Consider the following 21,339-nt stretch of genomic DNA (forward strand, 5'->3'; position numbering starts at 1 on the left):
GTGCGGGTGGCAGCCGGTGGTCCGCTTCATCGGCCGTCGACGCTGCGGTGTCCGGGTGGCCGGCCGCTAATCGGCCTCGGAGAGGTAGCCGACCTGCGGTGACCCAGCCGCCGAGCGGACGTCGCACCCCCAGCGCCGCAACGCCTGCGTGATCTTCTCAGCGCCGGCCGGGTTCGCCGAGTGGACGTACACCACGCCGATGTTGAACGGGCGCTCCTCAAAGGCGGCCCGCTCCAACACCTCGACGACCGGCCAGATCGTGTCGTCCTCGCCGAGGTCGTGATCCAGCCACAGCTCGTCCAATCGCTGTCCGCGGCGTCGCTCCAGCGTCTCGATGCCGGCCCTGCTGCTGCGCGCAACGTGTGCCACCCGGCCATCAACGAACGAGCGCAGGTCGTCCACCAGCACGATTCCCGGCAGCTTCTCGTTAACCACGCCACCATCCTTGGACCAGCGCCGCGCCATCGCCAGCGCTATTGGGGCCCACATATGGCATCGGACTACGGCGGGTTGACGTGTCGGTACCCGGTGCTACTCTGACGCTCGTCGAGCACGCCAGCGCGGCCTTCCTGCCGAACCGCTGGACTTGACCTCCGAGATGCCGAGCGGCCTTCCTGCCGCCGATGCGTGCCGTGGCTCGCCAGCTCTCGATCGCACCGGCCGCTGTGCCGGTCCTCCGAATCCCCTGAGCGGCCCAGGACGGCCTTCCCGTCCTCGATGGCCCGGATTCGAATATCTCCACGGGTGGGGCAGCCTGCGGCAACCCGCCGGATGCCGACATCCCAGGCTCCCCACCCGTGCCGGCCTAACAAGGACGCCGGCCGGCCGAAGGCCAAGCGGCGCTGCCGCGCGGTCGGCCGCTGCTGCCAGGCCGTCCCGTCGACGCGCACGGTCAGCGACATCCGGGCCGCCCTACGAGCTGCCCTCACTCACGCCCAAGCCGAAGACCTCATCACCAAGAACCCCGCCGTCGCGGTCACCCTCGCCACCGTCCGTAGGCGGCGAGGCAAATCCTGGTCGAGCGACGAGGCTCGGAAGTTCCTGGAGTCCGCCAAAGCAGACGACGACCCGCTCTACGCCGCCTACGCCCTGGTCCTCGTCACCGGCCTCCGCAAGGGCGAGGCACTCGGACTGACATGGGAGGACGTAGACCTCGACGCGGGAGAGCTGACCATCGGCCGCCAACTCCAACGCGTGCGCGGCCAGCTCCTGCGCCGCGACACCAAGACCCAGGCGTCGGACGCCACTCTCCCCCTGCCCGACATCTGCCTGACCGCACTCAAGCTCAGACGAGAACAACGCGACGAGGCACAAGCAGCCGCCGGCAACGCCTGGCAGGAAACCGACCTCGTATTCACCACCCGCTATGGCACGCCCATCGAGCCGCGCAACTTCCAACGCTCCTGGCAGACGAGGTGCGAGAAAGCAGGCGTCAAGCCGATCACCGTTCACGACGCCAGAAGAACCTGCGCCACGCTCCTGGCCGACCTCGACGTCCACCCCAGAGTCGCCATGCAGGTGCTGAGGCACGCAAGGTTCTCGATAACGATGGAGATCTACACCCAGGTCTCGTCGAAGGCGACGAGAGAAGCCCTGAAGCGACTCGGCGATTCACTCGCGCAATGACCAGACTGCTGTACTTAGCTGCTGTACCTAAGCAGAAAGGCCACCTCCCGAAGCCGGGAAGTGGCCTTTGACCTGCGTGGGCGATACTGGGATCGAACCAGTGACCTCTTCGGTGTGAACGAAGCGCTCTCCCGCTGAGCTAATCGCCCTCAGCGCCGATGACTCTACCTGATCGAGACGCCGGACCAAAAACCGGGTCTCAGTGGGTCGCGAGGTAGTGCAGCGTCCGTGCCACGAGGTCGATGCCGAGGCTGTACTTGAGGGACAGCCACACCACGACCGACACGAACACGAGCCCGACGGCGCCCAGGGCGCAGCGTACGGGCAGCGACCGGCTGGTGACCCAGCGCGTCCAGGCGTTGACGTGCCGGCGGGTGAAGGCGAGCAGCCGCCGCGCCCAGTGGAACTCGACGGCCCAGACCCCGAGGCCGGCGATCACCAGGAGCCAGCCGGGCCCGGGCAGCGGGATCAGCGCGACGCCGACGGTGACGATGAGGGCGCCCAGCACGCCGATGAAGATCTTGAGGGCGACGCGGCCGGTGGGGTTGGCCCGGATGAGTTCGAGGGTGGTGTGCAGGCGACCTCGCCATCCGGCCTGGCGCCGCTCCGCGAGAGCGGTCCGCGGACCCCCTTCGACAGGCACCTCGTACCCCCGACTTTCGGCTGCTCGGGCCGCACCTTTCGGCGGGCCGGCCGTGGTCCTCGCTGCTACCGAGGAACCCCTCGTGACCATTTCCACCCCCAGTGTCGCCCGGGACCGTCACCCTCGCTGAGGACTGGACGTTACCGGAGTAAGTCGACGACTGAACCACCCGTTGCCGGGCGGGATGACGGATCGGGCGGAAGCGGAAATCCTACAAGAACTTTCACGTTCTCGAAGGCTTTCCGACCCCCTTCCCACCACTGGGTGAAGTCAGCGTATGGCGGAGCGTAGCCAGGAGCAGCACCTGAGTATGGGAAAAGCGGGACACGCGCGTTCCGCAGCGGTGCCGGGGGGAGAACGTCCATGAGTGTCATCCGACCGACGACCGTAGAGGTCGAGACGTCGCTAAGGCTCGTCGCGCCTGACGCCACCGCCTTGCCGGTGCGTGCCAGTCTGCGTTACGACCCTGCTGACCCGTATGCGGTCCATGTCCTGTTCCACGCCGAATCCGCCGGCGGCGAGGCGGTGAGCTGGTCGTTCGCCCGCGAACTGCTGGTCACCGGGCTCGACGAGCCGGCCGGCATCGGCGATGTCCGGGTCTGGCCGTGGGCCACCCCGCGCGGCGACTTCGTCGCGCTCGCGCTGTCGTCCCCGGACGGCAACGCCCTCTTCGAGGTCCCGCGCAGCGTGCTGGTGCGCTTCCTGCGCCGGACCTACGTCGTCGTCCCGCGTGGCCGCGAGGCCGAGCACCTGGACGTCGACACGGCGGTGAACCGGCTGCTCGCCGGCCGCTGACACGGCACACCGGGGCCGCGCGGATCTGCCGAGTCCGCGCGGCCCCGGGCCGTCAACGCAGGGGTACGGCTCAGCCGTGCGTGGTGATCCCGCCGTCGACCGGGATGACCGCCCCGGTCAGGTACGCGCCGGCCCGCGACGACAGGTAGATCGCCGTGCCCGCCATGTCCTCGGGGCGGCCGATCCGGCCCAGCGGCACCTGCTGCTCGATGGCCGCCCGGGAGGCCGGGTCGTCCAGCGCGAAGGCCATCATCTTGCTCTCGAACGGCCCGGGCGCGATCGCGTTGACCGTGATCTGCTCGCCGGCGAGCTGGTGGGCGAGGCTGCGGGTGAGCATGTGCACGGCCGCCTTGGTCGCCGAGTAGGCGTACACCTCCATCCACGGCACCCGGATGCCGTCGATCGAGCCGATGTTGATCACGCGGGCGGGGTCGTCGGGGCTGGCGGCCGCGCGCAGCGCGGGCAGCAGCGCGGTGGTGAGCCGGAAGACGGCCTTGACGTTGACCGCCCAGAGCTTGTCGAACGCGGCCTCCGGGTACGACTCCAGCGGCGCGCCCCAGGTCGCCCCGGCGTTGTTGACCAGCACGTCGAGCCGGTCGGTGCGCTCCCGCACGGCCTGCGCCAGTCCGAGCGCGCCCTCGTCGTGGCCCAGGTCGGCGGGGATCGCCTCGCAGTGGCCCTCGGCGGAGAGTTCCTTGGCCACGGCCTCGCAGACGTCGGCCTTGCGCGAGGAGATGATGACCTTGGCGCCGGCCCGGACGAAGCCCTGGGCGATCATCAGGCCGATCCCCCGTGAGCCGCCGGTGACCAGGACCGTCTTGCCTTCGACCGAGAACAGATCCGTCATGCCCATCCCATCGCCGGTGTGCGGGGCCGCGGGCCGGTCGGCCGACCCGAGCGCTACCGATCGGTAACCTAACCGTCCCTGATCAGTCCCGACAAGACCGGCCGAAACCGTCGAGATGCAAGGTGCGCGGCGGGCGGTTACCGTCGGGACGATGGTCACTACCGGTCAGCCCTCCCCGGCAACCCGCACCGACCTGTGCGCGCCTGCCGTCGACGCCGACGAGATCGTCACCGGTGCGCTCGGCGACCTGGCGCCCGCGCCTGGCTGGTCGCGGCCGGTCCTGCTCGGCGCCGACCTGCTGATCCTGGTCACCCACGGTCACGGGAGCGCGGAGCTGGACTTCCGGGCGCTGCCCTGCCGCCCGGGCACGCTGCTGCGGGCCCGACCCGGCCAGGTGCTGCGCTGCCTCGGTCCGCAGCTCGACGCGACGGTGGTGCGCTGGGGTCCGGAGACCCTGCGCGGCCTCGACGTCGACCCGGACGCGGTGCCGGCGTACCGGCAGCTCGCCGGGGAGGACGAGGACGCGGTGATCAGCGAGGTGACCCAGCTGGCCGTGGACGCCGACCGACACGCCGGGATCCCGGCCGCGACGGCGCTGCTGCGCCACCAGCTCGCCGTGCTGCTGCTGCGGCTGAGCCTGCTGCCCGGCGGCGAGGAGCGGGCCGCGCCGCGGGCCGAGACGGAGACCTTCCGGCGGATGTGCCGGGAGGTGGAGCGCGGCTACCGGCACACCCGCCGGGTGGAGGACTACGCGGCCCAGCTCGGTTGTTCGGTGCGTACCCTGACCCGGGCCTGCCTGGCGGTGACCGGCCGCAGCGCCAAGCAGGTGATCGACGAGCGGGTGGCGTTGCAGGCCAGCCGCCTGCTCGCGGCCACCGACGAGCCGATCGCCCGGATCGGCCGGCGGCTCGGCTTCCCCGAGCCGACCAACTTCGGTCGCTTCTTCACCCGCGAGGTCGGGGTGAGCCCCGGGGCCTTCCGGGCCGCCCGGGAGCAGCCGCTGCCCGTCCGCATGGTGCGCCCCCGCCCGCCCGCCGACTCCCCCGCGCCCGCCGGCCGGGCATGATGGCACTGTGCACATCTCCGCGCGCGGCGACTACGCGGTCCGGGCGGCACTGAGCCTGGCCACCGCGTACCCCACCCTGCTGTCCACCCAGGCCATCGCGGCGGAGCAGGACATGCCCCGCAAGTTCCTCGAGGCGGTCCTGGCCGACCTGCGCCGGGCCGGGATCGTCCGGGCCCAGCGCGGCGCCGAGGGCGGCTACACCCTGGCCCGGCCGCCGCGCGACATCACCATCGGGCAGATCCTGCGCGCCGTCGACGGCCCGCTCGCCGGGGTACGCGGGCTGCGCCCCGAGGAGACGCGGTACGAGGGCGCGGCCGAGAACCTGCCGCGGCTCTGGGTGGCCGTCCGCGCCGCCGTCCGGCAGGTGGTCGACGAGGTGAGCCTGGCCGAGATGGCCAGCGGGAAGCTCCCCGGCCACGTCCGCAAGCTGATCGCCCGCCCCGACGCCTGGGAGCCCCGCTGACGCCTCAGAGGGTGCCGACGACCTCGGCGTAGTCGAGCCGGGGCAGCCGTTCCCGCCAGGCGTCCGCCGCCGGCCGGCCGATGTTCATGAGCAGCAGCACCCGGTGCCGGCCGTCCGGGAAGAACTCGCGCTCCACCCCGGCCGCGTCGAACCCGGCCATCGGGCCGGCGGCCAGCCCGGCGGCGCGTACCCCGACCAGCAGGTAACCGATCTGGATTGCCGCGTTGAACCGGGCCTGGGCCTCCCGGCCGGCCGGATCGCCGGTGAACCAGTCCCGCGCGGCGGGCCGGTGCGGGAACAGCTCGGGCAGCCGGTCGTGCCAGTCCACGTCGGCGGCGAGCACCGCGGTCAGCGGCGCGCTCGCCGTCTTGTCCCGGTTGCCGGAGCTGAGGTACGGCAGCAGCCGGGCCCGGGCCGGCGCCGAGCGCAGCAGCAGCACCCGCAGCGGCTGGGCGTTCATCGCGGTCGGGCCGTGGCGGACCAGGTCGTGGATGGCCCGGACCTGCTCCTCGTCGACCGGCTCGTCGGTGAACGCGTTGGCCGTGCGGGCCGCCCGGAACAGCAGGTCCTGGGCGGCCCGGTCGAGCGCGAGCAGTTCGCCGGCGGGTGCGCTCACCACGTCTGCGGCCAGGCGCCGAGCGTGGTGGTGTAGCCGCCGCGGTGGTGCACCAGCGGGTCGCCGTCCTCGCCCGCGCCGAGCGCCAGGGGTTCGGCGAGCACGAGGGTGTGGTCGCCGGCCTCGACCCGGCGGACCACCCGGCAGAGCAGCACGGCGAGGGCGTCGCCGATCAGCGGCACCCCGAACGGGCCGGCCGCCCAGCCGGGGTGGGCGGCGAACCGGTCGATCCCGCTCGTGGCGAAGATCCGCGCGACCTCCTGCTGGCCGGAGGCGAGCAGGTGCACGGCCACGTGCTCGGCCCGTTCCACCGTCGGCCAGCTCGACGACGCGCGGCCCAGGCAGAAGGAGACCAGCGGCGGGTCCAGCGACACCGAGGTGAACGAGGTGGCGGTGAAGCCGGCCGGCGGCAGCGACGGCAGGCGCCGGCCGCCGTGCAGGCCGGGCGTGGTGACCACGGTGACCGTGGACGCCTGCCGGCGCAGCAGGCCGCGGAACGTGTCGGCGTCGACCGGGCGCAGCTCCACGGTGCCGGCCCCGGGCCGGTCCACGGTGGTCACGCCGTCACCAGCTCTCGGCCGGCGTAGGTGCTCGCCGGGCGGGGCAGCCCGTAGTGCTCGCGCAGGGTGCGGCCGGTGTACTCGTGCCGGAACAGTCCGCGGCGGCGCAGCAGCGGAACGACGTGGTCCACGAAGGCCTCCAGTCCGTGGGGCAGCAGGGGTGGCATGACGTTGAAGCCGTCGGCGGCGCCCTGGGTGAACCAGAGCTCGATCTGGTCGGCGATCTGCTCCGGGGTGCCGGCGACGACCCGATGCCCGCGACCGCCGCCCAGCCGGCCGATGAGCTGCCGGATGGTGAGCTTCTCCCGCCGGGCCAGGTCGACCACGAGCTGGTAGCGGCTCTGGTGGGACTGCACGGCGCTGACGTCGGGCAGGTCGGGCAGCGGCCCGTCCAGCGGCAGCCCGGTGAGATCGAGACCGGTCATGCCGGAGAGCTGGGCGAGGGCGTGCTCGGGCACGATCAGCGCCTCCAGCTCGTCGGCGAGGCCCCGGGCCTCGGCCTCCGTACCCCCGATGACCGGCGCGATGCCGGGCAGCACCTTGACCCCGTCGGGGTCCCGGCCGGCGGCGGCGGTCGCGCGCCGCAGCTCGGCGTGGAACGCCTGGCCGTCGGCGAGGGTCTGCTGGGCGGTGAACACGGCCTCGGCGTAGCGGGCGGCGAACGCGATGCCGTCGGCGGACGAGCCGGCCTGCACGAGCAGCGGCCGGCCCTGCGGCGGGCGCGGGGTGTTCAGCGGCCCGTGCACCCGGAACCGCTCGCCGTGGTGCGCGATCTCGTGCACCCGGTCGGTGTCGGCGAAGACGCCGGCCGCGGTGTCGAGGACCAGCGCCTCGTCCTCCCAGCTGTCCCAGAGCTTGATCGCCACGTCGACGAACTCGGCGGCCCGCCGGTACCGCTCGGCGTGCTCGGGGTGGTCGTCGAGGTTGAAGTTGCGGGCCTCCCGGGCCTGCGCGGAGGTGACGACGTTCCAGCCGGCCCGGCCGCCGCTCAGGTGGTCCAGCGAGGCGAACTTGCGGGCCAGGTTGAACGGCTCGTTGTACGTGGTGGAGGCGGTCGCGATGAGGCCGATGTGCTCGGTGGCCGTGGCCAGCGCGGCGAGCAGGGTGAGCGGCTCGAAGACGGCCTGGATGTTGTGCCGGACGGCCGGGCCGACGGCGAGTGAGTCGGCGAGGAACACCGAGTCGAGGGTGCCCCGCTCGGCGATCCGGGCCAGCTCCTGGAAGTGCGTCACGTCGGCGATCCGGCGCGGGTCGGTACGCGGGTGCCGCCAGGCCGCCTCATGGTGGCCGACTCCCATCAGGAACGCGTTGAGGTGCAGGGTTCGGGACATGGGGTTTCCTCTCAGGCGGTGACGTCGACGCGCCAGGTGGAGAAGCGGCGTTCCCCGGCGACGAGGAGTTGGTTGACGACCAGGCCGATGGCGGAGATCGTGATGATGCCGGCGTACATGTCGGGGATCGCGAAGTTGTACTGGGCGTAGTTGACGAGGTAGCCGAGCCCCGCCTTGGCGCCCACCATCTCGGCGGCGACCAGCACGAGGATCGAGTACGCCCCGGCGAGCCGGACGCCGGTGAAGATGGTCGGCACGGCCGCCGGCAGGATCACCTTCTGGAACAGCCGCAGGTGGTTCAGCCCCATCGAGCGGGCCGAGCGGACCAGCAGCGGGTCCACCCCCTTCACCCCGGCGATGGTGTTCAGCAGGATCGGCCAGGAGCAGGCGTAGACCACCAGGGCGATCTTGGAGGTCTCGCCGAGGCCGAGGATGAGCACGAAGACCGGCAGCAGCGCCAGCGCGGCCGTGTTGCGGAACACCTCCAGCAGCGGGCTGAGCAGGTCGGCGAGGGGCCGGTACCAGCCGATCAGCAGGCCCAGCGGGATGGCGGCGGCCACGGCCAGGGCCAGCCCGGTGAGCGAGCGGGTCAGGCTCGCGCCGACGTGGTCGGCGAGCTGGCCGTCGCGCAGCAGCGTCCACCAGGCGGTGAGCACCTCGGACAGCGGTGGCAGGAAGACCCGGTCGACCAGCCCGGCGCGGGGTGCGGTCTCCCAGACCGCGGCAAGCGCCAGCAGGGCGACGCTGCGGTGCAGGGCCCGGCCGCCGAGCCCGAGCAGCCGTCCCGGCAGGGCGGGCGCGGCGGCGGGAGCTGCCGACGGCGACTCGGCGGGCCGGGCCGCCGGGCGGGCGGGGCGTTCGGCGATGTCAACCAACGCGGGCCTCCTGTCGTACGGCGGACTGGGCGGCCCGCACCTCGTCGCGCAGCAGCGTCCAGATCCGGTGCCGGTGGTGCCGGAAGGCGTCGGAGGAGCGGACGTCCTCCTCGGCCTCCCGGTCGCCCAGCTCGATCTCGATGACCTCCTTGATCCGCCCGGGGCGGGAGGTCATCACGGCGACCCGCTGGCCCAGGTGGACGGCCTCGTCGATGCCGTGGGTGATGAACACGACGGTCTTGCCGGTGGCCTGCCAGATCCGGATCAGCTCGTCCTGGAGCGAGTCGCGCGTCTGCGCGTCGAGCGCCGCGAACGGCTCGTCCATGAGCAGCACGTCTGGGTCGTACGCGAGGCTGCGGGCGATGGCCACCCGCTGCTTCATGCCGCCGGACAGCTCGTGCGGGTGGCGGTCGGCGAACCCGGTGAGCCCGACCAGGTCGAGGTGGTGGGCGATGAGGTCGGCGCGCTCCGCGCGCGGCACCCCCTTGGCCTCCAGTCCGAACGCGACGTTGCCGGCGGCGGTGCGCCAGGGCAGCAGCGCGTACTGCTGGAAGACGATGCCCCGGTCGAGGCCGGACCCGGTGACCGGGCGGCCGTCCACCAGCACCTGCCCGCCGGTCGGGGTGGAGAGCCCGCCGAGCAGGTCGAGCAGGGTGGACTTGCCGCAGCCGCTGGGACCGACGACGACCAGGAACTCGCCGGGGCGTACCCCGAGGGTCAGCTCGTCGAGCGCGGTGACCGCGCCGCCGCTGCCCCGCCGGCCCGGGAAGACCTTCGTCACCCGGTCGAAGCGGATCTTGTCGGTGTTCATGCGCCACCGCCGGCGGTGGCGGCCTCGTTGAACCTGTTGGTGTAGAGGTCGGCGGGCTTCGGGCGGTCGCCCTTGAGCTCGCCGGAGTCGGCCAGCCAGTCGATCCAGGTGGTGAACTCCCGGTCGCTGATGAGACCGCCCCTGCCGGCCACCCCGCTGGACTTCCAGTACCTCACCAGGGACGGGTCCTCGTTGCGGCCGCGCTTGGCGATGATGGACTCCAGCCTCGCGATGACGGTCTCCCGGGGCTGGGTCCGCGCCCACTCGACGGCCCTGCCCACACCTGTGACGAACGCCCGGACGGTGTCCGGGTTGCGCTTGATGAAGTCGTCCCGGAACACGTAGCTGCCCCCGCTGAACGCGCCGAGCAGCTCGTAGTCGGTGAAGACGGTGCGGACGCCGGCGGCGGCGACGGCCTTGTCCCGGATCACGCCGCCGAGCACCGCGACGTCGATCTGCCGCTGCCGCAGCGACTGTTCGATGTTGACCGGGGGCAGCGCGACCAGCTCGACCTTGGCGATCTCGGCCGGGGTGAGGCCGCCCTTGACCAGCCAGGTCTTGAGCACCGCCTCGGCGTGCGCGCCGAGGGTGTTCATGCCGACCTTCTTGCCGATGAGGTCCCGGGGGCCGCGGATCGGGCTGTCGGTGAGGACGTAGTAGCCCTGGAAGGTCTGCGCGTCGGAGCCGTAGTAGGCGACCACGGCGGTGATCGGGGCGTTCGCGGCCCGGAGCTTGACGATGGCGCCGTTGAAGGCGCCGCCGAAGTCGGTCTGGCCGGTGGCGGTGGCCTGGATGTCGGCGGGGCCGCCGGTGACGTTGCCGATCCAGTTGAGCTTGACGTCGCCGAGGTAGCCGAGGTCGGCGGCGAGTTCGGGGAGGGTCACCTGGCCGACCGAGCCCTGGTAGCGCAGCTCGGTGGTCTGCCGGCCGCCGGCGGCGGCGGCGCCGCAGCCCGTGGCGGCGGCGAGGGCGAGCAGGGTGACGGCGGCGGCGAGGGTACGCCGCAGCGACTGACGGGTCGAGGGCATGGAGGGGTCTCCTGATCTGTCCACGATGCGGTGGCGAGGGCCCGCGAGGGGCGCGTGAGCACGCCGCTGCCGGCCGGGCCACGATGCGCCGGCGACGGGAGCGGACGAGCGGAGGAGATGCGACGACCGAGAGCGGTCAGCTCAACAGAGCGCGCTCGCGTGCCGGACCAGGTCGACGTGCACGCGAGCGGTGAGGAGAAGCTCGTCCCGCTGCGACATGACCTCATGCTGCCGACCGATCTCCGCGCCGGTCAATGCCCTTCCACAGAGTGAGACTTGCGTCGCTGGCATTGTTACGACCCGTCACCACCAGCATTTACCGCCCCTTAACACCTACCCGTTGGATAGAGATTGTGACCTGTGGGACGGGCACCGTCCAGACCGGATCCGACCGGGTTTCGCGTACCGCCGTTTCGGGCATGTTCGATCCCGCAGACGCAGGGAGACGAAGGAGGACCCCATGGGCATCCAGTTCCGCAAGCGCAAGAAGTACGGTCCGGTGATCCTCCACTTCACCGAGAACGGCTTCTCGTCCTGGAGCATCAAGATCGGTCGGTGGTCGTGGAACTCCAACACCCGCGCCCACCGCGTGGACCTGCCGGGGCCGCTCTCCTGGAAGCAGGACAAGACCCGGGCATGACGTCCCGACGTCGAGCGGGGTGCCGGTGGTTCACCGGCGCCCCGCTCGGCGTCCGGGCCGGCTTCGCCGTTCCGCCGCCGGGAGCCCCGTCCGGACGGAGAATCGCGGAGTGGCGGACCAGTCCTTCCGGCGGGAGCGGCGGCGGGCCGCGGTGGCCGTCGCGCTGCTGCTGCTCGCCTACTTCGTCGTCCCCGTCGAGCCGGACCCGAACGGCCTGCGGCTGGCCCTGCGCTCCGCCGGCACCCTGGCCCTGGTGGTCGTGGTCGCCTTCCTGGTCACCGGCCAGGTACGCCGCCAGCTGGCCGCCACCCAGCCGACCGGCGACGCGGAGACCCGGGCGCTGATCCGGCTCGCCGTCGCGCTCATCGCCGGGCTGCTGGTCTTCGCCCTCGCCGACTTCGTCGTGGCGAACAGCCGCCCCGGCGAGTTCATCGGCCTGCGGACCCGGATCGACGCGCTCTACTTCGCACTGGCCACGCTCACCACGGTCGGGTACGGCGACGTCACCGCCGAGGGCCAGATCGCCCGGGTGGTGGTCTGCGCGCAGATGGTCTTCAGCATCGGGGTGATCGCCACCGGCGCGTCCATCGTGGTCAAGCAGATGACCCAGCGGCCCCGCCCGAACCGGCGCTGATCACCACGTCGCCGCCGAGGCGGCCGTGCCCGGGGTCGCGGGTCACCGCGCCGGCGGCGAGCAGCGAGGCGAGCGCCCGGTTCGCGTCGGCGGCCCGGTAGACCGTCGACGTGGCGGCGAAGCGGCGCAGCTCGGTCACCGTACTCGGGCCGGAGCGGGCGAGTTCGGCCAGCAGTTCGCGGCGCAGCGGGCCGGGTTCGGGATCGAGACTGATGTCGAGCAGCCGCCCCGCCGGGTCCGCCGGGTCGCGGTAGCGCACCCCGGCGTACTCGTCGACCGCCCAGAGGGCGTCCTTCACCGTCTCCAGGCCCCGGTCGGAGCCGGTGGCGTAGCCGAGCAGCCGGGCCGGCCCGCCGTCGGCCGGCACCAGCTCGACCTCGGTGACCAGCGGGAAGCCGGCCGCGGTCAGCGCCGGGCGCAGCGACCGGCCGGGCGCCGTGACCAGCAGCACCTCGGCCGGGCGGCCGGACGCGGCGGCGGCCAGCAGGGCGGAGTCGGGCTCGCCGCCGTCGACCATCGTGAACAGCGGGGCGCCGGCCGCGCCGGCCGCCTTGAGCGCCACCGGCAGCCGGTCCGGCCGGCCCGGCACCACGTGCACGGCGACGTCCGCCGGCAGGGCGGCCTCGGCCGCGCCCAGCCGGGCCGGCAGCTCGGCGCCACCGTCGGCGAGCACCAGCACGGTCAGCCGCCGGCCGCGCAGCCGGTCGGCGAACTCGGCCACCACCCGCAGCGCCGCCTCGGCGCCACCGATGTCGCTCCCGGCGTACGTGAGGGCCAGCGTGGCCCGCCGCGAGCGGTGCAGCGCGGCGGGCAGCCAGTGGTCGAGCTGGCGGACGAGCAGCTCGCGCAGGACGGCGTCGGTCGACATCCTGCCGTTCTACCCCATGCGCCCTCAGACGGGAACGGAGATGCCCACGCCGCCGCGGGTCTGGCCGCCGTAGCGCTGCCGCTCGCGGTCGAGGTCGAGCCGGCCGATCCGCTTGCGCGCGGCGAGCGCCCCCTCGTCGAGGAGGTCGGCGGGGACGATCCAGACGATCTCGAACTCCAGGCCGTCGGGGTCGCGGCCGTAGAGGCTCTTGGTGGTCCCGTGGTCCGAGGCGCCCACCAGGGCGTCGGCGGCGGCCAGCCGCTCGGCGGTGGCGGCCAGCTCGTCCAGGGTGTCCAGCTCCCAGGCGAGGTGGTAGAGGCCGACCGTGGACCGCCCGGCCGAGGAGGCTCCGGCGGCCGCGCCGATCTCGAACAGCCCGAGGTCGTGGTCGTTGGTGGAGTCGGGCGCCTGGAGGAAGGCGGCGCCGCGGAAGCCGTCCGGCGTCATCGGCACCGGGCGGAAGCCGAGCACGTCGCGGTAGAAGGCGACGCTGCGGTCGAGGTCACGGACGTAGAGGACGGCGTGGTTGAGACGGTGGATTCCCATGACACCGACGGTAGCGCGCTTTGGTTGAGCGTTCAACAACAGGCGCTATGATGGCCGTCATGACCCGGTGGCTGGACCCCGACGAGCAGCGGACCTGGCGGGCGTTCCTCACCGCCTCCCGGGCCCTGATGGACACCCTCGACCGTGAGCTGCAACGCGACGCCGGGATGCCGCACGCGTACTACGAGATCCTGGTCCGGCTCTCCGAGGCCCCCGACCGGCGGCTGCGGATGAGCGACCTGGCCGACGCCACCGGCTCCTCCCGCAGCCGGCTCTCGCACGCCGCCGCCCGCCTCGAGGCCGCCGGCTGGATCCGCCGGGAGGACTGCCCCACCGACCGCCGCGGCCAACTCGCCGTGCTCACCGACGCCGGCTTCGCCACCCTGGCCGCCGCCGCGCCCGGCCACGTCGAGGGGGTACGCCGCCACCTGTTCGACGCGCTCAGCCCGGCCCAGGTCGACCAGCTGCGGCGGATCAGCGAGACCCTCGCCGACCACCTGACCGGATCGCGACCAAACTGATCCACAGCGGGTCTTGTACTTACCGTCGTCGGATGAGCACGATGGGGCGTGTCCTCCGGCTTCGCTGACCTGACTGTCCAGGCGCACCACCTGGTGTCCGAAGGCGACCTCGCCGGTGCCCAGCGACTGCTCGCCGACGCGCTGAGCGACGCCGACCCCCGTCCCGCCAACGCCTCCGCCGAGCTGGCCGAGGCCGCCGGCCTCCAGGCCCGGGTCCTCGTCGCGCTCGGCGAGCCGCACTCCGCCCGCGGCTGGGCCGCGTTCGCGTACGCGGCGGCCTCCCGGCTGTTCGGGCGCTCCGACGAGCGGACCGTCACCGCCGCCGCGACCCTCGCCGCCGTGCTGCACCGGGTCGGCAGCGACGCCCGCGCCGCCCGGCTCTACTCCGACGTCATCATCGAGCTGACCGCCCGGGACGGGCCGGAATCCCAGCGGGTGCTGGCGGCGCACGCCGACCTGGCCACCGTGGAATACGCCCGCGGCCAGTGCGACGTGGCACGCGACCGGTTGCAGGACGCCTGGGAGCTGCACCGCGAGGTCTACGGCGACGGCCATCCCAGTGGCATCAAGATGCTGGCCAAGCTCGGCGCCATGGAACGCGACTGCGGCCGCTACGCCGAGTCCCACGAGCACCTGGCGCTCGCCGAGGAGCTGTGCCGGCAGCACCTGGCCGCCGACGACCCGCTCGCCGCCCAGGTCGCCGGGCTGGCCCGGGCCGCCGCCGACCCGGACCACGTCTGCGACACGCCGGAACCGCCCGCCCGGGAGACCCCGGTGGTTCCCGCCGCCCGCGTCCCCCCGCCCGCCGAGGGCCCGCCCGACCTGCCGCCCTACCAGCCGCCGACGCTCGACGACCCGGTCGAGACGCCGCTCTACCGCCCGCCGGACCGGGCCGAGGCCGCGCACGTGCCGACGCCCCGCACCCCGCCCGAGGCGGACGACGAGGCGTTCGCCGACTACCCGTGGCCGCCGGACGAGCCGGCCGACGAGCCCTGGCGGCCCGGCGAGAGCGCGCTCCCGCCGACCGTGGTCGGGCTGACCGAGGCCGAGCCCGACGGCGTACGCCGGGTGCCCCCGGCCACCGAACCCGGGGCGCCGTCGCGCCACCTGCCCGTGCACGTGCCCCGGCCGCCCGCCGCCGAGGGCCGGAACAACACGCCCTGGCTGCCGCTCGTGGTGGCCGGGGTGGTGGTGGCGCTGCTGCTCGGCACCATCGCGGTGATCGCCGGGGTGTCCCGGGTGGACGACCGGCGGGACGCTCCCGCGCCCGCGCCGACCGGCCAGGCCTCCTCGGCCGGCCCCAGCACAGGCACCCCGAGCGCCGCCCCGGCTGCCTCCCCTGGCACCCCGCCCGGGCGGCTCACCCTGACCGACCGGCGGGACAGCATCGTGCTGAGCTGGACGTACCCGGCCGGCGCGGAGGGGCCGGTGGTGGTCGCCGGGGGCCGCTCCGGGCAACCGCAGCGCACCTTCCTGACCCTGCCCGCCGGCTCGGTCGACTACATCGCCTACGGCCTCGACCGCACCACCGACTACTGCTTCACGGTCGCGGTGGTCTGGTCCACCGACACGGTCGCCCGGACCACGCCGGTCTGCACGACGCGACGCCGCTGACCGGTCACTCCGGCTCGGGGTCGGCCAGCGCGGGCAGCCGCACCGTCACCCGCAACCCCGGCGCGGCCGCCTCCGGCGCGGCGTCGGCCAGCTCGACGGCGCCACCGGCCCGGCGGACCAGCTCGCGCACGATGGCCAGGCCCAGGCCCGCGCCGCCCGCGTCGCGCCCCCGCGCGTCGTCCAGCCGGGTGAAGCGGGCGAAGACCCGCTCCCGGTCCGCCGCCGGGATGCCGGGCCCGTCGTCGGTCACCGTGACCAGGTGGTACGCGGACCCGCCGCGCTGCCGCGGCACGGGCGGCCCGGGGTGCGGGCCGGTGACCGCGAGCCGCACCTCGCCGTGCGCGTGCCGCAGCGCGTTCTCCACCAGGTTGACCAGCACCCGGCGCAGCTCCCCCGGGTCCCCCTCGGTCCAGAGCGGGCCGGGTGGTGGGTCCAGGCGCAGCGGCGGGGACGGGTAGCGCCCGGCCACCCCGCGCAGCAGCTCACCCAGCTCCACCGGGCCGACGGGGTGCGGCGCGGGGCGGTCCGGCCGGGCCGCCTGCTCGTCGAGGCGGGCCAGCAGCAGCAGGTCGTCGACCAGCCGGCTGAGCCGCTCGGTGTCGGCGAGCAGGTTCTCCGCCACCGCCGGCCAGTCCGGGTCGCCCAGCCGCCGGGCCACCTCCAGCTCGGTGCGCATGTTCGTCACCGGGCTGCGCAGCTCGTGCGCCGCGTCGGCGACGAACGCCCGCTGCCGGTCCCGGGACGCGGCCAGCCGGTCCAGCATGTCGTTGAGGGTGACCGCCAGCCGGTGGATCTCGTCCCGCCCCGCCGGCACGGGCAGCCGCTCCGCCCCGGCCCGGCCGGTGATCTCGGCGGCCCCGCTGCGCAGCGCCTCCACCGGGCGCAGGGTCGCCCCCACCACCCGCCAGGCCACCACGGCCAGCCCGGCCACCAAGAGTGGGAAGCCGACCAGCAGCAGGTTCCGGACCACGTGCAGGCTGTGCCGGACGTCGGTCATCGACTTGGCCACCAGCACGGTGCGCGGCTCGTCGGCCGTGCCCGCCGGCACGGTCACCACCCGCACCGGCCCGGTCAGGCCGACCCGCCGCCCGTCCACCACCAGCCGCTGGCGCTCCCCCGCGCGCAGCTGGTCCGGGCCGAGCATCGGCACCAGCCGGTCGGCGTCGATGGAGGCGGCCCGGATCCGGCCCTCGCCGTCGACGACCTGGACGCGGAGCTGCCCGCCGGCCACCGGCAGCGGATCGGGCAGGGCGTCCTCCGCGGCGAGCAGGGCGACCGCGTCCGCGGTCCGGAGCGCCTCGGCGTCGACCGAGCGCTGCAACGTCCAGCCGAGCGCGCCGAGCAGCAGCGCCCCGCCGAGCGCGAACCCGACGACCAGGCCGGCCACCCCGAGCACGAGCAGCCGGGACCGCAGCCCGAGGTCCGGCAGGAGCGCTCTGATCCGGCGCCTCATGTGGCCAGCCGGTAGCCGGCGCCGCGGACCGTCTCCAGCCGGTCCCGGCCGATCTTGCGGCGCAGGTAGCCGACGTAGACCTCGACCGCGTTCGGCGCGGTCTCCACCGACGCGTCCCAGACGTGGTCCAGCAGCTCGGTCTTGGAGACCACCTCGCCGGGGCGGCGCATCAGGTAGTCGAGCAGGGCGTACTCGCGGGTGGTCAGGGCGACCTCGGCGTCGGCCCGCGTCACCCGCCGCCGGGCCGGATCCAGGCGCAGGTCGCCGACCGCGAGCACGGCCGGGCGCTCCGGCGCGCCCCGGCGCAGCAGCGCCCGCAGCCGGGCCAGCAGCATCACGTACGAGAAGGGCTTGGTGAGGTAGTCGTCGGCCCCGCAGTCCAGCCCGTCGGCCTGGTCGTACTCGCCGTCCTTGGCCGAGAGCATGAGCACCGGCAGCCAGCGCTCCTCCGCGCGCAGCCGGCGGACCACCTCGTAGCCGGAGAGGCCGGGCAGCATCACGTCGAGGATCATGGCGTCGTAGTCGCCGTGCCGGGCGGCGTCCAGCCCACCCGGACCGGTGGACGCGACGTCCACCACGAAGCCCTCCGCCTGGAGGCCCCGCCGCAGCGACGCGGCCAGCCGCGTCTCGTCCTCCACCACCAGCAACCGCACGGGTCAAGGGTGCCATCCGGTGACACCCCCTAGGGAATCTCCTCAGCGCTCTCACAGCGTCCCCCGTGCACCATCTACGTTCAGGAGGTGCACACCATGTCCGTACTGAAGAACCGCGCCGTACTGCGCTGGCTGGTCCCGGTGACCGCGGGGGTCGCCGTGATCGGGGGCGCCGCCGCCGTCGGCACGTTCGCCGCCGCCGACCCGGCGCTGCCGCCGCGTACCGCAGCCCAGCTCCTGGAGGACCTGCGGACGTCCCGCCTCGACGGGCTCTCCGGCACCGTGGTGCAGCGGGCCGACCTCGGGCTGCCGCCGATCGCCGAGCTGGCGGGGAAGGCCGGCGGGAACGAGCTGGCCAGCCTGGTCAGCGGCACGCACACCCTCCGGGTCTGGTACGCCGGCCCGGACCGCCAGCGGCTCGCCCTGATCGACACGCTCGGCGAGCGGGACGTGCTGCGCAACGGTCGCGACGTCTGGACCTGGAGCAGCCGGGACAACGCCGCGTCGCACCGGACGCTGCCGGCGGAGGGGAAGGACCTCGACACCGCACCGGCCACCCCGGCCGATGCCGCCGACCGGGCGCTGGCCGCGATCGACCCGAGCACGGCCGTCACCGTCGGGCGCTCCGCCACCGTCGCGGGCCGCAGCGTCTACGAGCTGGTGCTGACGCCGCGCGACCGGGACTCGCTGGTGCACCAGGTGCGGATCGCGCTGGACGCGAAGGAGCACGTGCCGCTGCGCTTCGAGGTGCTGGCCGACGGGTCGGACGAGCCGGCGTTCGAGGTGGCGTTCACCCAGGTGGACTTCCGCACCCCGGACGCCGACCAGTTCCGGTTCAACCCGCCGCCGGGTGTGAAGGTCACCGAGGAGTCGGCGGGCGACGGGCACGGCCCGGCCGGCAAGCGTCCCGCGGGCCGGGGCGAGGACCGGCCGGACGTGCGTACCGTCGGGACCGGCTGGACCACCGTGCTGGTCGCGAAGATCGACGCGGCCGGCGGCGCGACGGGCGCGAAGCCGGGCGAGGCGGCCGGACCGGACGCGGAGGCGCTGTCGAAGGTGCTCGGCGGGCTCCAGCGGGTGAGCGGTGACTGGGGCAGCGGCCGGCTGCTCACCGGCAAGCTGTTCAGCGTGCTGCTCACCGACGACGGCCGGGTGCTGGCCGGGCTGGTCACCCCGGAGCGGCTGTACCAGGCGGCGAAGGGCTGAGATCCGCGAAACAGACCCGTCGGGGTCCGGTCGGCGTGACGCCGGCCGGGCCCCGCTTTCGTGTGCGAGCCTGCGGGTGTGACGTCGTCGCGGGCGCCCGGCGAGGCTTGGTACGGCGGGCGACCACGCGGTATCTTTCTCAGTTCAAACACAAAAAGGAATGGCTCCGAAAGCCATTCCTTTGCGCAATTCTAGGCGATGAGGAGCCGGCTTGTCAACGCACTCCGACGTGTCGGGTGAGCTGCACCAGGACGACGAGATCGGTCACGAGCAGAAGTACGTCTCGATGCTCTACGACCGGCTGGACGGCATGCGGGACCAGGCGGCCCGGCGGCTCACCGAGGAGCTGCGCACCACCGGCGGCACGCAGCAGGCCCGGTCGCAGCGCGACTCGGCCGTGCAGATGTACGCCGACCAGGTCGAGCAGTACTCGGCCGTGGAGACCGGTCTCTGCTTCGGCCGCCTCGACGGCGACGACGACTCGTGCCGCTACGTCGGCCGGATCGGCATCTTCGACACCTCCGGCGACTACGACCCGCTGCTGATCGACTGGCGTGCCCCCGCCGCCCGCGCCTTCTACCTGGCCACCGCCGCCAACCCCCAGGGCGTACGGCGGCGCCGGCACCTGCGCACCCGGGAGCGGAAGGTCACCGGGCTCAACGACGAGGTGCTGGACATCGCCGCCGCCTCCCCCACCGCCCACGAGGAGGTCACCGGCGAGGCGTCGCTGCTCGCCGCGCTGAACGCTGGGCGTACCGGGCGGATGCGCGACATCGTCGAGACCATCCAGGCCGAGCAGGACCGCATCATCCGGGCCGACCTGCCGGGCGTCATGGTGGTGCAGGGCGGGCCCGGCACCGGCAAGACCGCGGTGGCGCTGCACCGCGCCGCGTACCTGCTCTACACCCACCGGCAGCAGCTCTCCACCCGGGGCGTGCTGCTGGTCGGCCCGAACGCCACCTTCCTGCGCTACATCTCCCAGGTGCTGCCGGCGCTGGCCGAGACCGGCGTGCTGCTGCGCACCCAGGCCGACCTCTTCCCCGGCGTGCACGCCGGGCGCACCGAGCCGGCGGCGACCGCGGCGCTGAAGGGGCGCGTGGTGCTGGCCGAGGTGCTGGCGAACGCCGTCCGGGACCGGCAGTGGGTGCCGGAGGAGCCGCTGGAGATCGAACTGCCCCAGCGGGAGATCCTGACGCTCGACCCGGAGACGGTGCGCCAGGCGCGGGACCGGGTCCGGCGCACCGAGCGCCCGCACAACCTGGCCCGGGCGCTGTTCGACATCGAGATCGTGCACGCGCTCGCCGAGCAGGTGGCCGAGCGGATCGGCGCCGACCCGCTCGGCGGGGAGAACCTGCTCTCCGAGGCCGACCGGGCCGAGATCCGCCGGGAGCTGCGCGACGAGCCGGAGATCCGGGCGGCGCTGGACGAGTTGTGGCCGGTGCTCACCCCGCAGCGGCTGCTCGCCGACCTGTACGCCTCCCCGGAGCGGATCGCCGCCGCCGCGCCGATGCTCACCGACGCCGAGCGGGCCGCGCTGCACCGGGAGCCGGGCGGCTGGACGCCGGCCGACGTGCCGCTGCTCGACGAGGCGGCCGAGCTGCTCGGCGAGGACGAGCGCGCCGCCGCGGCCCGCCGGGAGCGGATCCGCGCGCTGGAACGGGAGTACGCCGAGGGCGTGCTGGAGATCTGGCGCGGTTCCCGCTCGATCGACGTGGAGGACGAGGCGGACGGCGGCGAGATCCTCGGCGTCACCGACCTCATCGACGCCGACCGGCTCTCCGAGCGGCAGGAGGAGGCCGACCGGCTCACCACCGCGCAGCGCGCCGCCGCCGACCGCACCTGGGCCTTCGGGCACGTGATCGTCGACGAGGCGCAGGAGCTGTCGCCGATGGCCTGGCGGCTGCTGATGCGCCGCTGCCCGAGCCGGTCGATGACCATCGTGGGGGACGTGGCGCAGACCGGCGCGCTCGCCGGCACGCCGTCCTGGCAGGAGGCCCTGGCGCCGTACGTGGCGGACCGGTGGCGGCTGGAGGAGTTGACGGTCAGCTACCGCACCCCGGCCGAGATCATGGCGGTCGCCGCCGAGGTGCTCGCCGAGATCGACCCGGCGCTGCGCCCACCCCGCTCCGTACGCGCCAGCGGCGTGCCGCCGTGGGACCGGTCCGTCGCGGCGGACCGGCTCGCCGCCGAACTGGTGGAGGCGGCCGCCCGGGAGGCGGCCGGGCTGGCCGACGGCCGGCTCGGGGTGATCGTGCCGGCCGGCCGGGTGGCCGAGCTGGGCGCGGTGGTCGTCGCCGCGCTGCCCGAGGCGACCGTCGGGGAGCAGCCGGAGCTGGCGAACCGGGTGGTGATGCTCACCACCGAGCAGGCCAAGGGCCTGGAGTTCGACTCGGTGCTGGTGGTGGACCCGGACCGGATCGTCGCCGAGTCCCCGCGCGGCCACAGCGACCTCTATGTCGCCCTCACCCGCGCCACCCAGCGCCTGGGCATCCTCCGCACCCCCTGACCCACGCCGTGAAGGGGGCGGCCGTGGCCGCCCCCTT

At 74.0% G+C, this 21,339-nt stretch carries 23 protein-coding genes, 1 tRNA gene and 1 pseudogene; 10 read left to right on the forward strand and 15 right to left on the reverse strand.

Translation table 11 applies throughout. The features are described from left to right. Positions 1–66: 66 nt before the first annotated feature. Positions 67–435 (reverse strand): cyclic-phosphate processing receiver domain-containing protein, encoded by a 369-nt coding sequence (locus tag NLX85_RS02605; protein WP_254331425.1) that lies wholly within the window; start codon positions 433–435, stop codon positions 67–69. Between the two features lie 363 nt (positions 436–798). On the opposite strand from NLX85_RS02605, the pseudogene NLX85_RS02610 reads away from it, so the two are divergent. Further along, positions 799–1,626: pseudogene (locus NLX85_RS02610) on the forward strand (tyrosine-type recombinase/integrase); the annotation flags it as partial. A gap of 77 nt (positions 1,627–1,703) precedes the next feature. Here NLX85_RS02610 and NLX85_RS02615 read toward each other — a convergent pair. After that, positions 1,704–1,775 (reverse strand) — tRNA-Val (locus NLX85_RS02615). Between the two features lie 50 nt (positions 1,776–1,825). Continuing rightward, on the reverse strand, positions 1,826–2,359 hold the full coding sequence (locus tag NLX85_RS02620; RefSeq protein WP_254333569.1) for a TIGR02611 family protein: 534 nt from the start codon (positions 2,357–2,359) through the stop codon (positions 1,826–1,828). A gap of 273 nt (positions 2,360–2,632) precedes the next feature. Between NLX85_RS02620 and NLX85_RS02625 the strand changes: the two genes are divergently transcribed. Beyond that, positions 2,633–3,064: an SsgA family sporulation/cell division regulator gene (locus tag NLX85_RS02625; protein WP_007457244.1), complete on the forward strand. Its 432-nt coding sequence runs from the start codon at positions 2,633–2,635 to the stop codon at positions 3,062–3,064. 70 nt (positions 3,065–3,134) lie between these two features. Here the strand turns inward: NLX85_RS02625 and NLX85_RS02630 are convergent, their stop codons facing one another. After that, complete coding sequence (locus NLX85_RS02630; RefSeq protein ID WP_254331426.1) at positions 3,135–3,911, reverse strand: SDR family oxidoreductase; 777 nt, start codon at positions 3,909–3,911, stop codon at positions 3,135–3,137. Between the two features lie 151 nt (positions 3,912–4,062). Here NLX85_RS02630 and NLX85_RS02635 point away from each other — a divergent pair, with 151 nt between their 5' ends. Together NLX85_RS02635 and NLX85_RS02640 are read left to right on the forward strand one after the other, a co-directional pair. After that, positions 4,063–4,977, forward strand: coding sequence for a helix-turn-helix transcriptional regulator (locus tag NLX85_RS02635; protein ID WP_254331427.1), 915 nt, complete (start codon positions 4,063–4,065; stop codon positions 4,975–4,977). A 7-nt stretch (positions 4,978–4,984) separates the two neighbouring features. Continuing rightward, entirely contained in the window at positions 4,985–5,440 is a 456-nt protein-coding gene (locus NLX85_RS02640; protein ID WP_254331428.1) for an Rrf2 family transcriptional regulator, read from the forward strand. A 4-nt stretch (positions 5,441–5,444) separates the two neighbouring features. Here NLX85_RS02640 and NLX85_RS02645 read toward each other — a convergent pair whose 3' ends face one another. The 7 genes from NLX85_RS02645 to NLX85_RS33615 all read right to left on the reverse strand — a co-directional run bounded on the left by NLX85_RS02645 (position 5,445) and on the right by NLX85_RS33615 (position 10,952). After that, a complete protein-coding gene (locus tag NLX85_RS02645) occupies positions 5,445–6,056 on the reverse strand; it encodes a malonic semialdehyde reductase (protein WP_254331429.1) in 612 nt (203 codons plus the stop codon). Further along, on the reverse strand, positions 6,053–6,616 hold the full coding sequence (locus NLX85_RS02650; RefSeq protein WP_254331430.1) for a flavin reductase family protein: 564 nt from the start codon (positions 6,614–6,616) through the stop codon (positions 6,053–6,055). Before NLX85_RS02650 ends, NLX85_RS02645 begins: the two co-directional genes overlap by 4 nt. Next, entirely contained in the window at positions 6,613–7,947 is a 1,335-nt protein-coding gene (locus NLX85_RS02655) for an LLM class flavin-dependent oxidoreductase (RefSeq protein ID WP_254331431.1), read from the reverse strand. Before NLX85_RS02655 ends, NLX85_RS02650 begins: the two co-directional genes overlap by 4 nt. An 11-nt stretch (positions 7,948–7,958) precedes the next feature. Next, positions 7,959–8,822, reverse strand: a complete 864-nt coding sequence (locus NLX85_RS02660) for an ABC transporter permease (protein WP_254331432.1) — start codon at positions 8,820–8,822, stop codon at positions 7,959–7,961. Then, a complete protein-coding gene (locus tag NLX85_RS02665) occupies positions 8,815–9,633 on the reverse strand; it encodes an ABC transporter ATP-binding protein (protein WP_254331433.1) in 819 nt (272 codons plus the stop codon). The genes NLX85_RS02660 and NLX85_RS02665 overlap by 8 nt, the downstream gene beginning before the upstream one ends. Beyond that, a complete protein-coding gene (locus NLX85_RS02670) occupies positions 9,630–10,661 on the reverse strand; it encodes an ABC transporter substrate-binding protein (RefSeq protein ID WP_254331434.1) in 1,032 nt (343 codons plus the stop codon). Before NLX85_RS02670 ends, NLX85_RS02665 begins: the two co-directional genes overlap by 4 nt. Before the next feature lie 141 nt (positions 10,662–10,802). Continuing rightward, positions 10,803–10,952 carry a putative leader peptide gene (locus NLX85_RS33615; RefSeq protein WP_374628048.1) on the reverse strand — a complete coding sequence of 50 codons (150 nt, stop codon included), beginning with the start codon at positions 10,950–10,952 and terminating at the stop codon, positions 10,803–10,805. Positions 10,953–11,121: 169 nt separating this feature from the next. On the opposite strand from NLX85_RS33615, the gene NLX85_RS02675 reads away from it, so the two are divergent. After that, a complete protein-coding gene (locus NLX85_RS02675) occupies positions 11,122–11,301 on the forward strand; it encodes a DUF4236 domain-containing protein (RefSeq protein ID WP_107075640.1) in 180 nt (59 codons plus the stop codon). 109 nt (positions 11,302–11,410) lie between these two features. Next, positions 11,411–11,935: a potassium channel family protein gene (locus tag NLX85_RS02680; protein ID WP_254331435.1), complete on the forward strand. Its 525-nt coding sequence runs from the start codon at positions 11,411–11,413 to the stop codon at positions 11,933–11,935. On the opposite strand, the gene NLX85_RS02685 is transcribed toward NLX85_RS02680, so the two are convergent. Further along, positions 11,895–12,803, reverse strand: a complete 909-nt coding sequence (locus NLX85_RS02685; protein ID WP_254331436.1) for a hypothetical protein — start codon at positions 12,801–12,803, stop codon at positions 11,895–11,897. The genes NLX85_RS02680 and NLX85_RS02685 overlap by 41 nt on opposite strands. Before the next feature lie 24 nt (positions 12,804–12,827). Continuing rightward, positions 12,828–13,349, reverse strand: coding sequence for a VOC family protein (locus tag NLX85_RS02690; protein WP_254331437.1), 522 nt, complete (start codon positions 13,347–13,349; stop codon positions 12,828–12,830). Positions 13,350–13,399: 50 nt separating this feature from the next. Here NLX85_RS02690 and NLX85_RS02695 point away from each other — a divergent pair, with 50 nt between their 5' ends. Continuing rightward, complete coding sequence (locus tag NLX85_RS02695) at positions 13,400–13,870, forward strand: MarR family winged helix-turn-helix transcriptional regulator (protein WP_254331438.1); 471 nt, start codon at positions 13,400–13,402, stop codon at positions 13,868–13,870. A 48-nt stretch (positions 13,871–13,918) separates the two neighbouring features. Then, positions 13,919–15,484 carry a tetratricopeptide repeat protein gene (locus tag NLX85_RS02700; protein WP_254331439.1) on the forward strand — a complete coding sequence of 522 codons (1,566 nt, stop codon included), beginning with the start codon at positions 13,919–13,921 and terminating at the stop codon, positions 15,482–15,484. A 4-nt stretch (positions 15,485–15,488) separates the two neighbouring features. Here NLX85_RS02700 and NLX85_RS02705 read toward each other — a convergent pair whose 3' ends face one another. Next, positions 15,489–16,937: a HAMP domain-containing sensor histidine kinase gene (locus NLX85_RS02705; RefSeq protein ID WP_254331440.1), complete on the reverse strand. Its 1,449-nt coding sequence runs from the start codon at positions 16,935–16,937 to the stop codon at positions 15,489–15,491. Beyond that, the gene (locus NLX85_RS02710) at positions 16,934–17,590 is read right to left on the reverse strand and encodes a response regulator transcription factor (RefSeq protein ID WP_254331441.1); all 657 of its coding nucleotides are present in this window, start codon (positions 17,588–17,590) and stop codon (positions 16,934–16,936) included. The genes NLX85_RS02705 and NLX85_RS02710 overlap by 4 nt, the downstream gene beginning before the upstream one ends. Positions 17,591–17,686: 96 nt before the next feature. Here NLX85_RS02710 and NLX85_RS02715 point away from each other — a divergent pair, with 96 nt between their 5' ends. Then, a complete protein-coding gene (locus NLX85_RS02715) occupies positions 17,687–18,796 on the forward strand; it encodes a sigma-E factor regulatory protein RseB domain-containing protein (RefSeq protein WP_254331442.1) in 1,110 nt (369 codons plus the stop codon). A 286-nt stretch (positions 18,797–19,082) separates the two neighbouring features. Next, on the forward strand, positions 19,083–21,302 hold the full coding sequence (locus NLX85_RS02720) for an AAA family ATPase (protein ID WP_254333571.1): 2,220 nt from the start codon (positions 19,083–19,085) through the stop codon (positions 21,300–21,302). The last annotated feature ends 37 nt before the right edge of the window (positions 21,303–21,339 follow it).

Origin of the sequence: Micromonospora sp. A3M-1-15 (assembly GCF_024213425.1) — a bacterium.
Taxonomy (GTDB): Bacteria; Actinomycetota; Actinomycetes; order Mycobacteriales; family Micromonosporaceae; genus Micromonospora; species Micromonospora chersina.

What these genes read in the sequence shown, in the direction of transcription:
- NLX85_RS02620 (WP_254333569.1), bottom strand. Translation starts at nt 2,359, where the DNA reads ATGGTCACGAGGGGTTCCTCGGTAGCAGCGAGGACCACGGCCGGCCCG.
- NLX85_RS02625 (WP_007457244.1), top strand. Translation starts at nt 2,633, where the DNA reads ATGAGTGTCATCCGACCGACGACCGTAGAGGTCGAGACGTCGCTAAGG.
- NLX85_RS02630 (WP_254331426.1), bottom strand. Translation starts at nt 3,911, where the DNA reads ATGACGGATCTGTTCTCGGTCGAAGGCAAGACGGTCCTGGTCACCGGC.
- NLX85_RS02635 (WP_254331427.1), top strand. Translation starts at nt 4,063, where the DNA reads ATGGTCACTACCGGTCAGCCCTCCCCGGCAACCCGCACCGACCTGTGC.
- NLX85_RS02655 (WP_254331431.1), bottom strand. Translation starts at nt 7,947, where the DNA reads ATGTCCCGAACCCTGCACCTCAACGCGTTCCTGATGGGAGTCGGCCAC.
- NLX85_RS02665 (WP_254331433.1), bottom strand. Translation starts at nt 9,633, where the DNA reads ATGAACACCGACAAGATCCGCTTCGACCGGGTGACGAAGGTCTTCCCG.
- NLX85_RS02670 (WP_254331434.1), bottom strand. Translation starts at nt 10,661, where the DNA reads ATGCCCTCGACCCGTCAGTCGCTGCGGCGTACCCTCGCCGCCGCCGTC.
- NLX85_RS33615 (WP_374628048.1), bottom strand. Translation starts at nt 10,952, where the DNA reads ATGCCAGCGACGCAAGTCTCACTCTGTGGAAGGGCATTGACCGGCGCG.
- NLX85_RS02675 (WP_107075640.1), top strand. Translation starts at nt 11,122, where the DNA reads ATGGGCATCCAGTTCCGCAAGCGCAAGAAGTACGGTCCGGTGATCCTC.
- NLX85_RS02685 (WP_254331436.1), bottom strand. Translation starts at nt 12,803, where the DNA reads ATGTCGACCGACGCCGTCCTGCGCGAGCTGCTCGTCCGCCAGCTCGAC.
- NLX85_RS02690 (WP_254331437.1), bottom strand. Translation starts at nt 13,349, where the DNA reads ATGGGAATCCACCGTCTCAACCACGCCGTCCTCTACGTCCGTGACCTC.
- NLX85_RS02695 (WP_254331438.1), top strand. Translation starts at nt 13,400, where the DNA reads ATGGCCGTCATGACCCGGTGGCTGGACCCCGACGAGCAGCGGACCTGG.
- NLX85_RS02705 (WP_254331440.1), bottom strand. Translation starts at nt 16,937, where the DNA reads ATGAGGCGCCGGATCAGAGCGCTCCTGCCGGACCTCGGGCTGCGGTCC.
- NLX85_RS02715 (WP_254331442.1), top strand. Translation starts at nt 17,687, where the DNA reads ATGTCCGTACTGAAGAACCGCGCCGTACTGCGCTGGCTGGTCCCGGTG.
- NLX85_RS02720 (WP_254333571.1), top strand. Translation starts at nt 19,083, where the DNA reads ATGCTCTACGACCGGCTGGACGGCATGCGGGACCAGGCGGCCCGGCGG.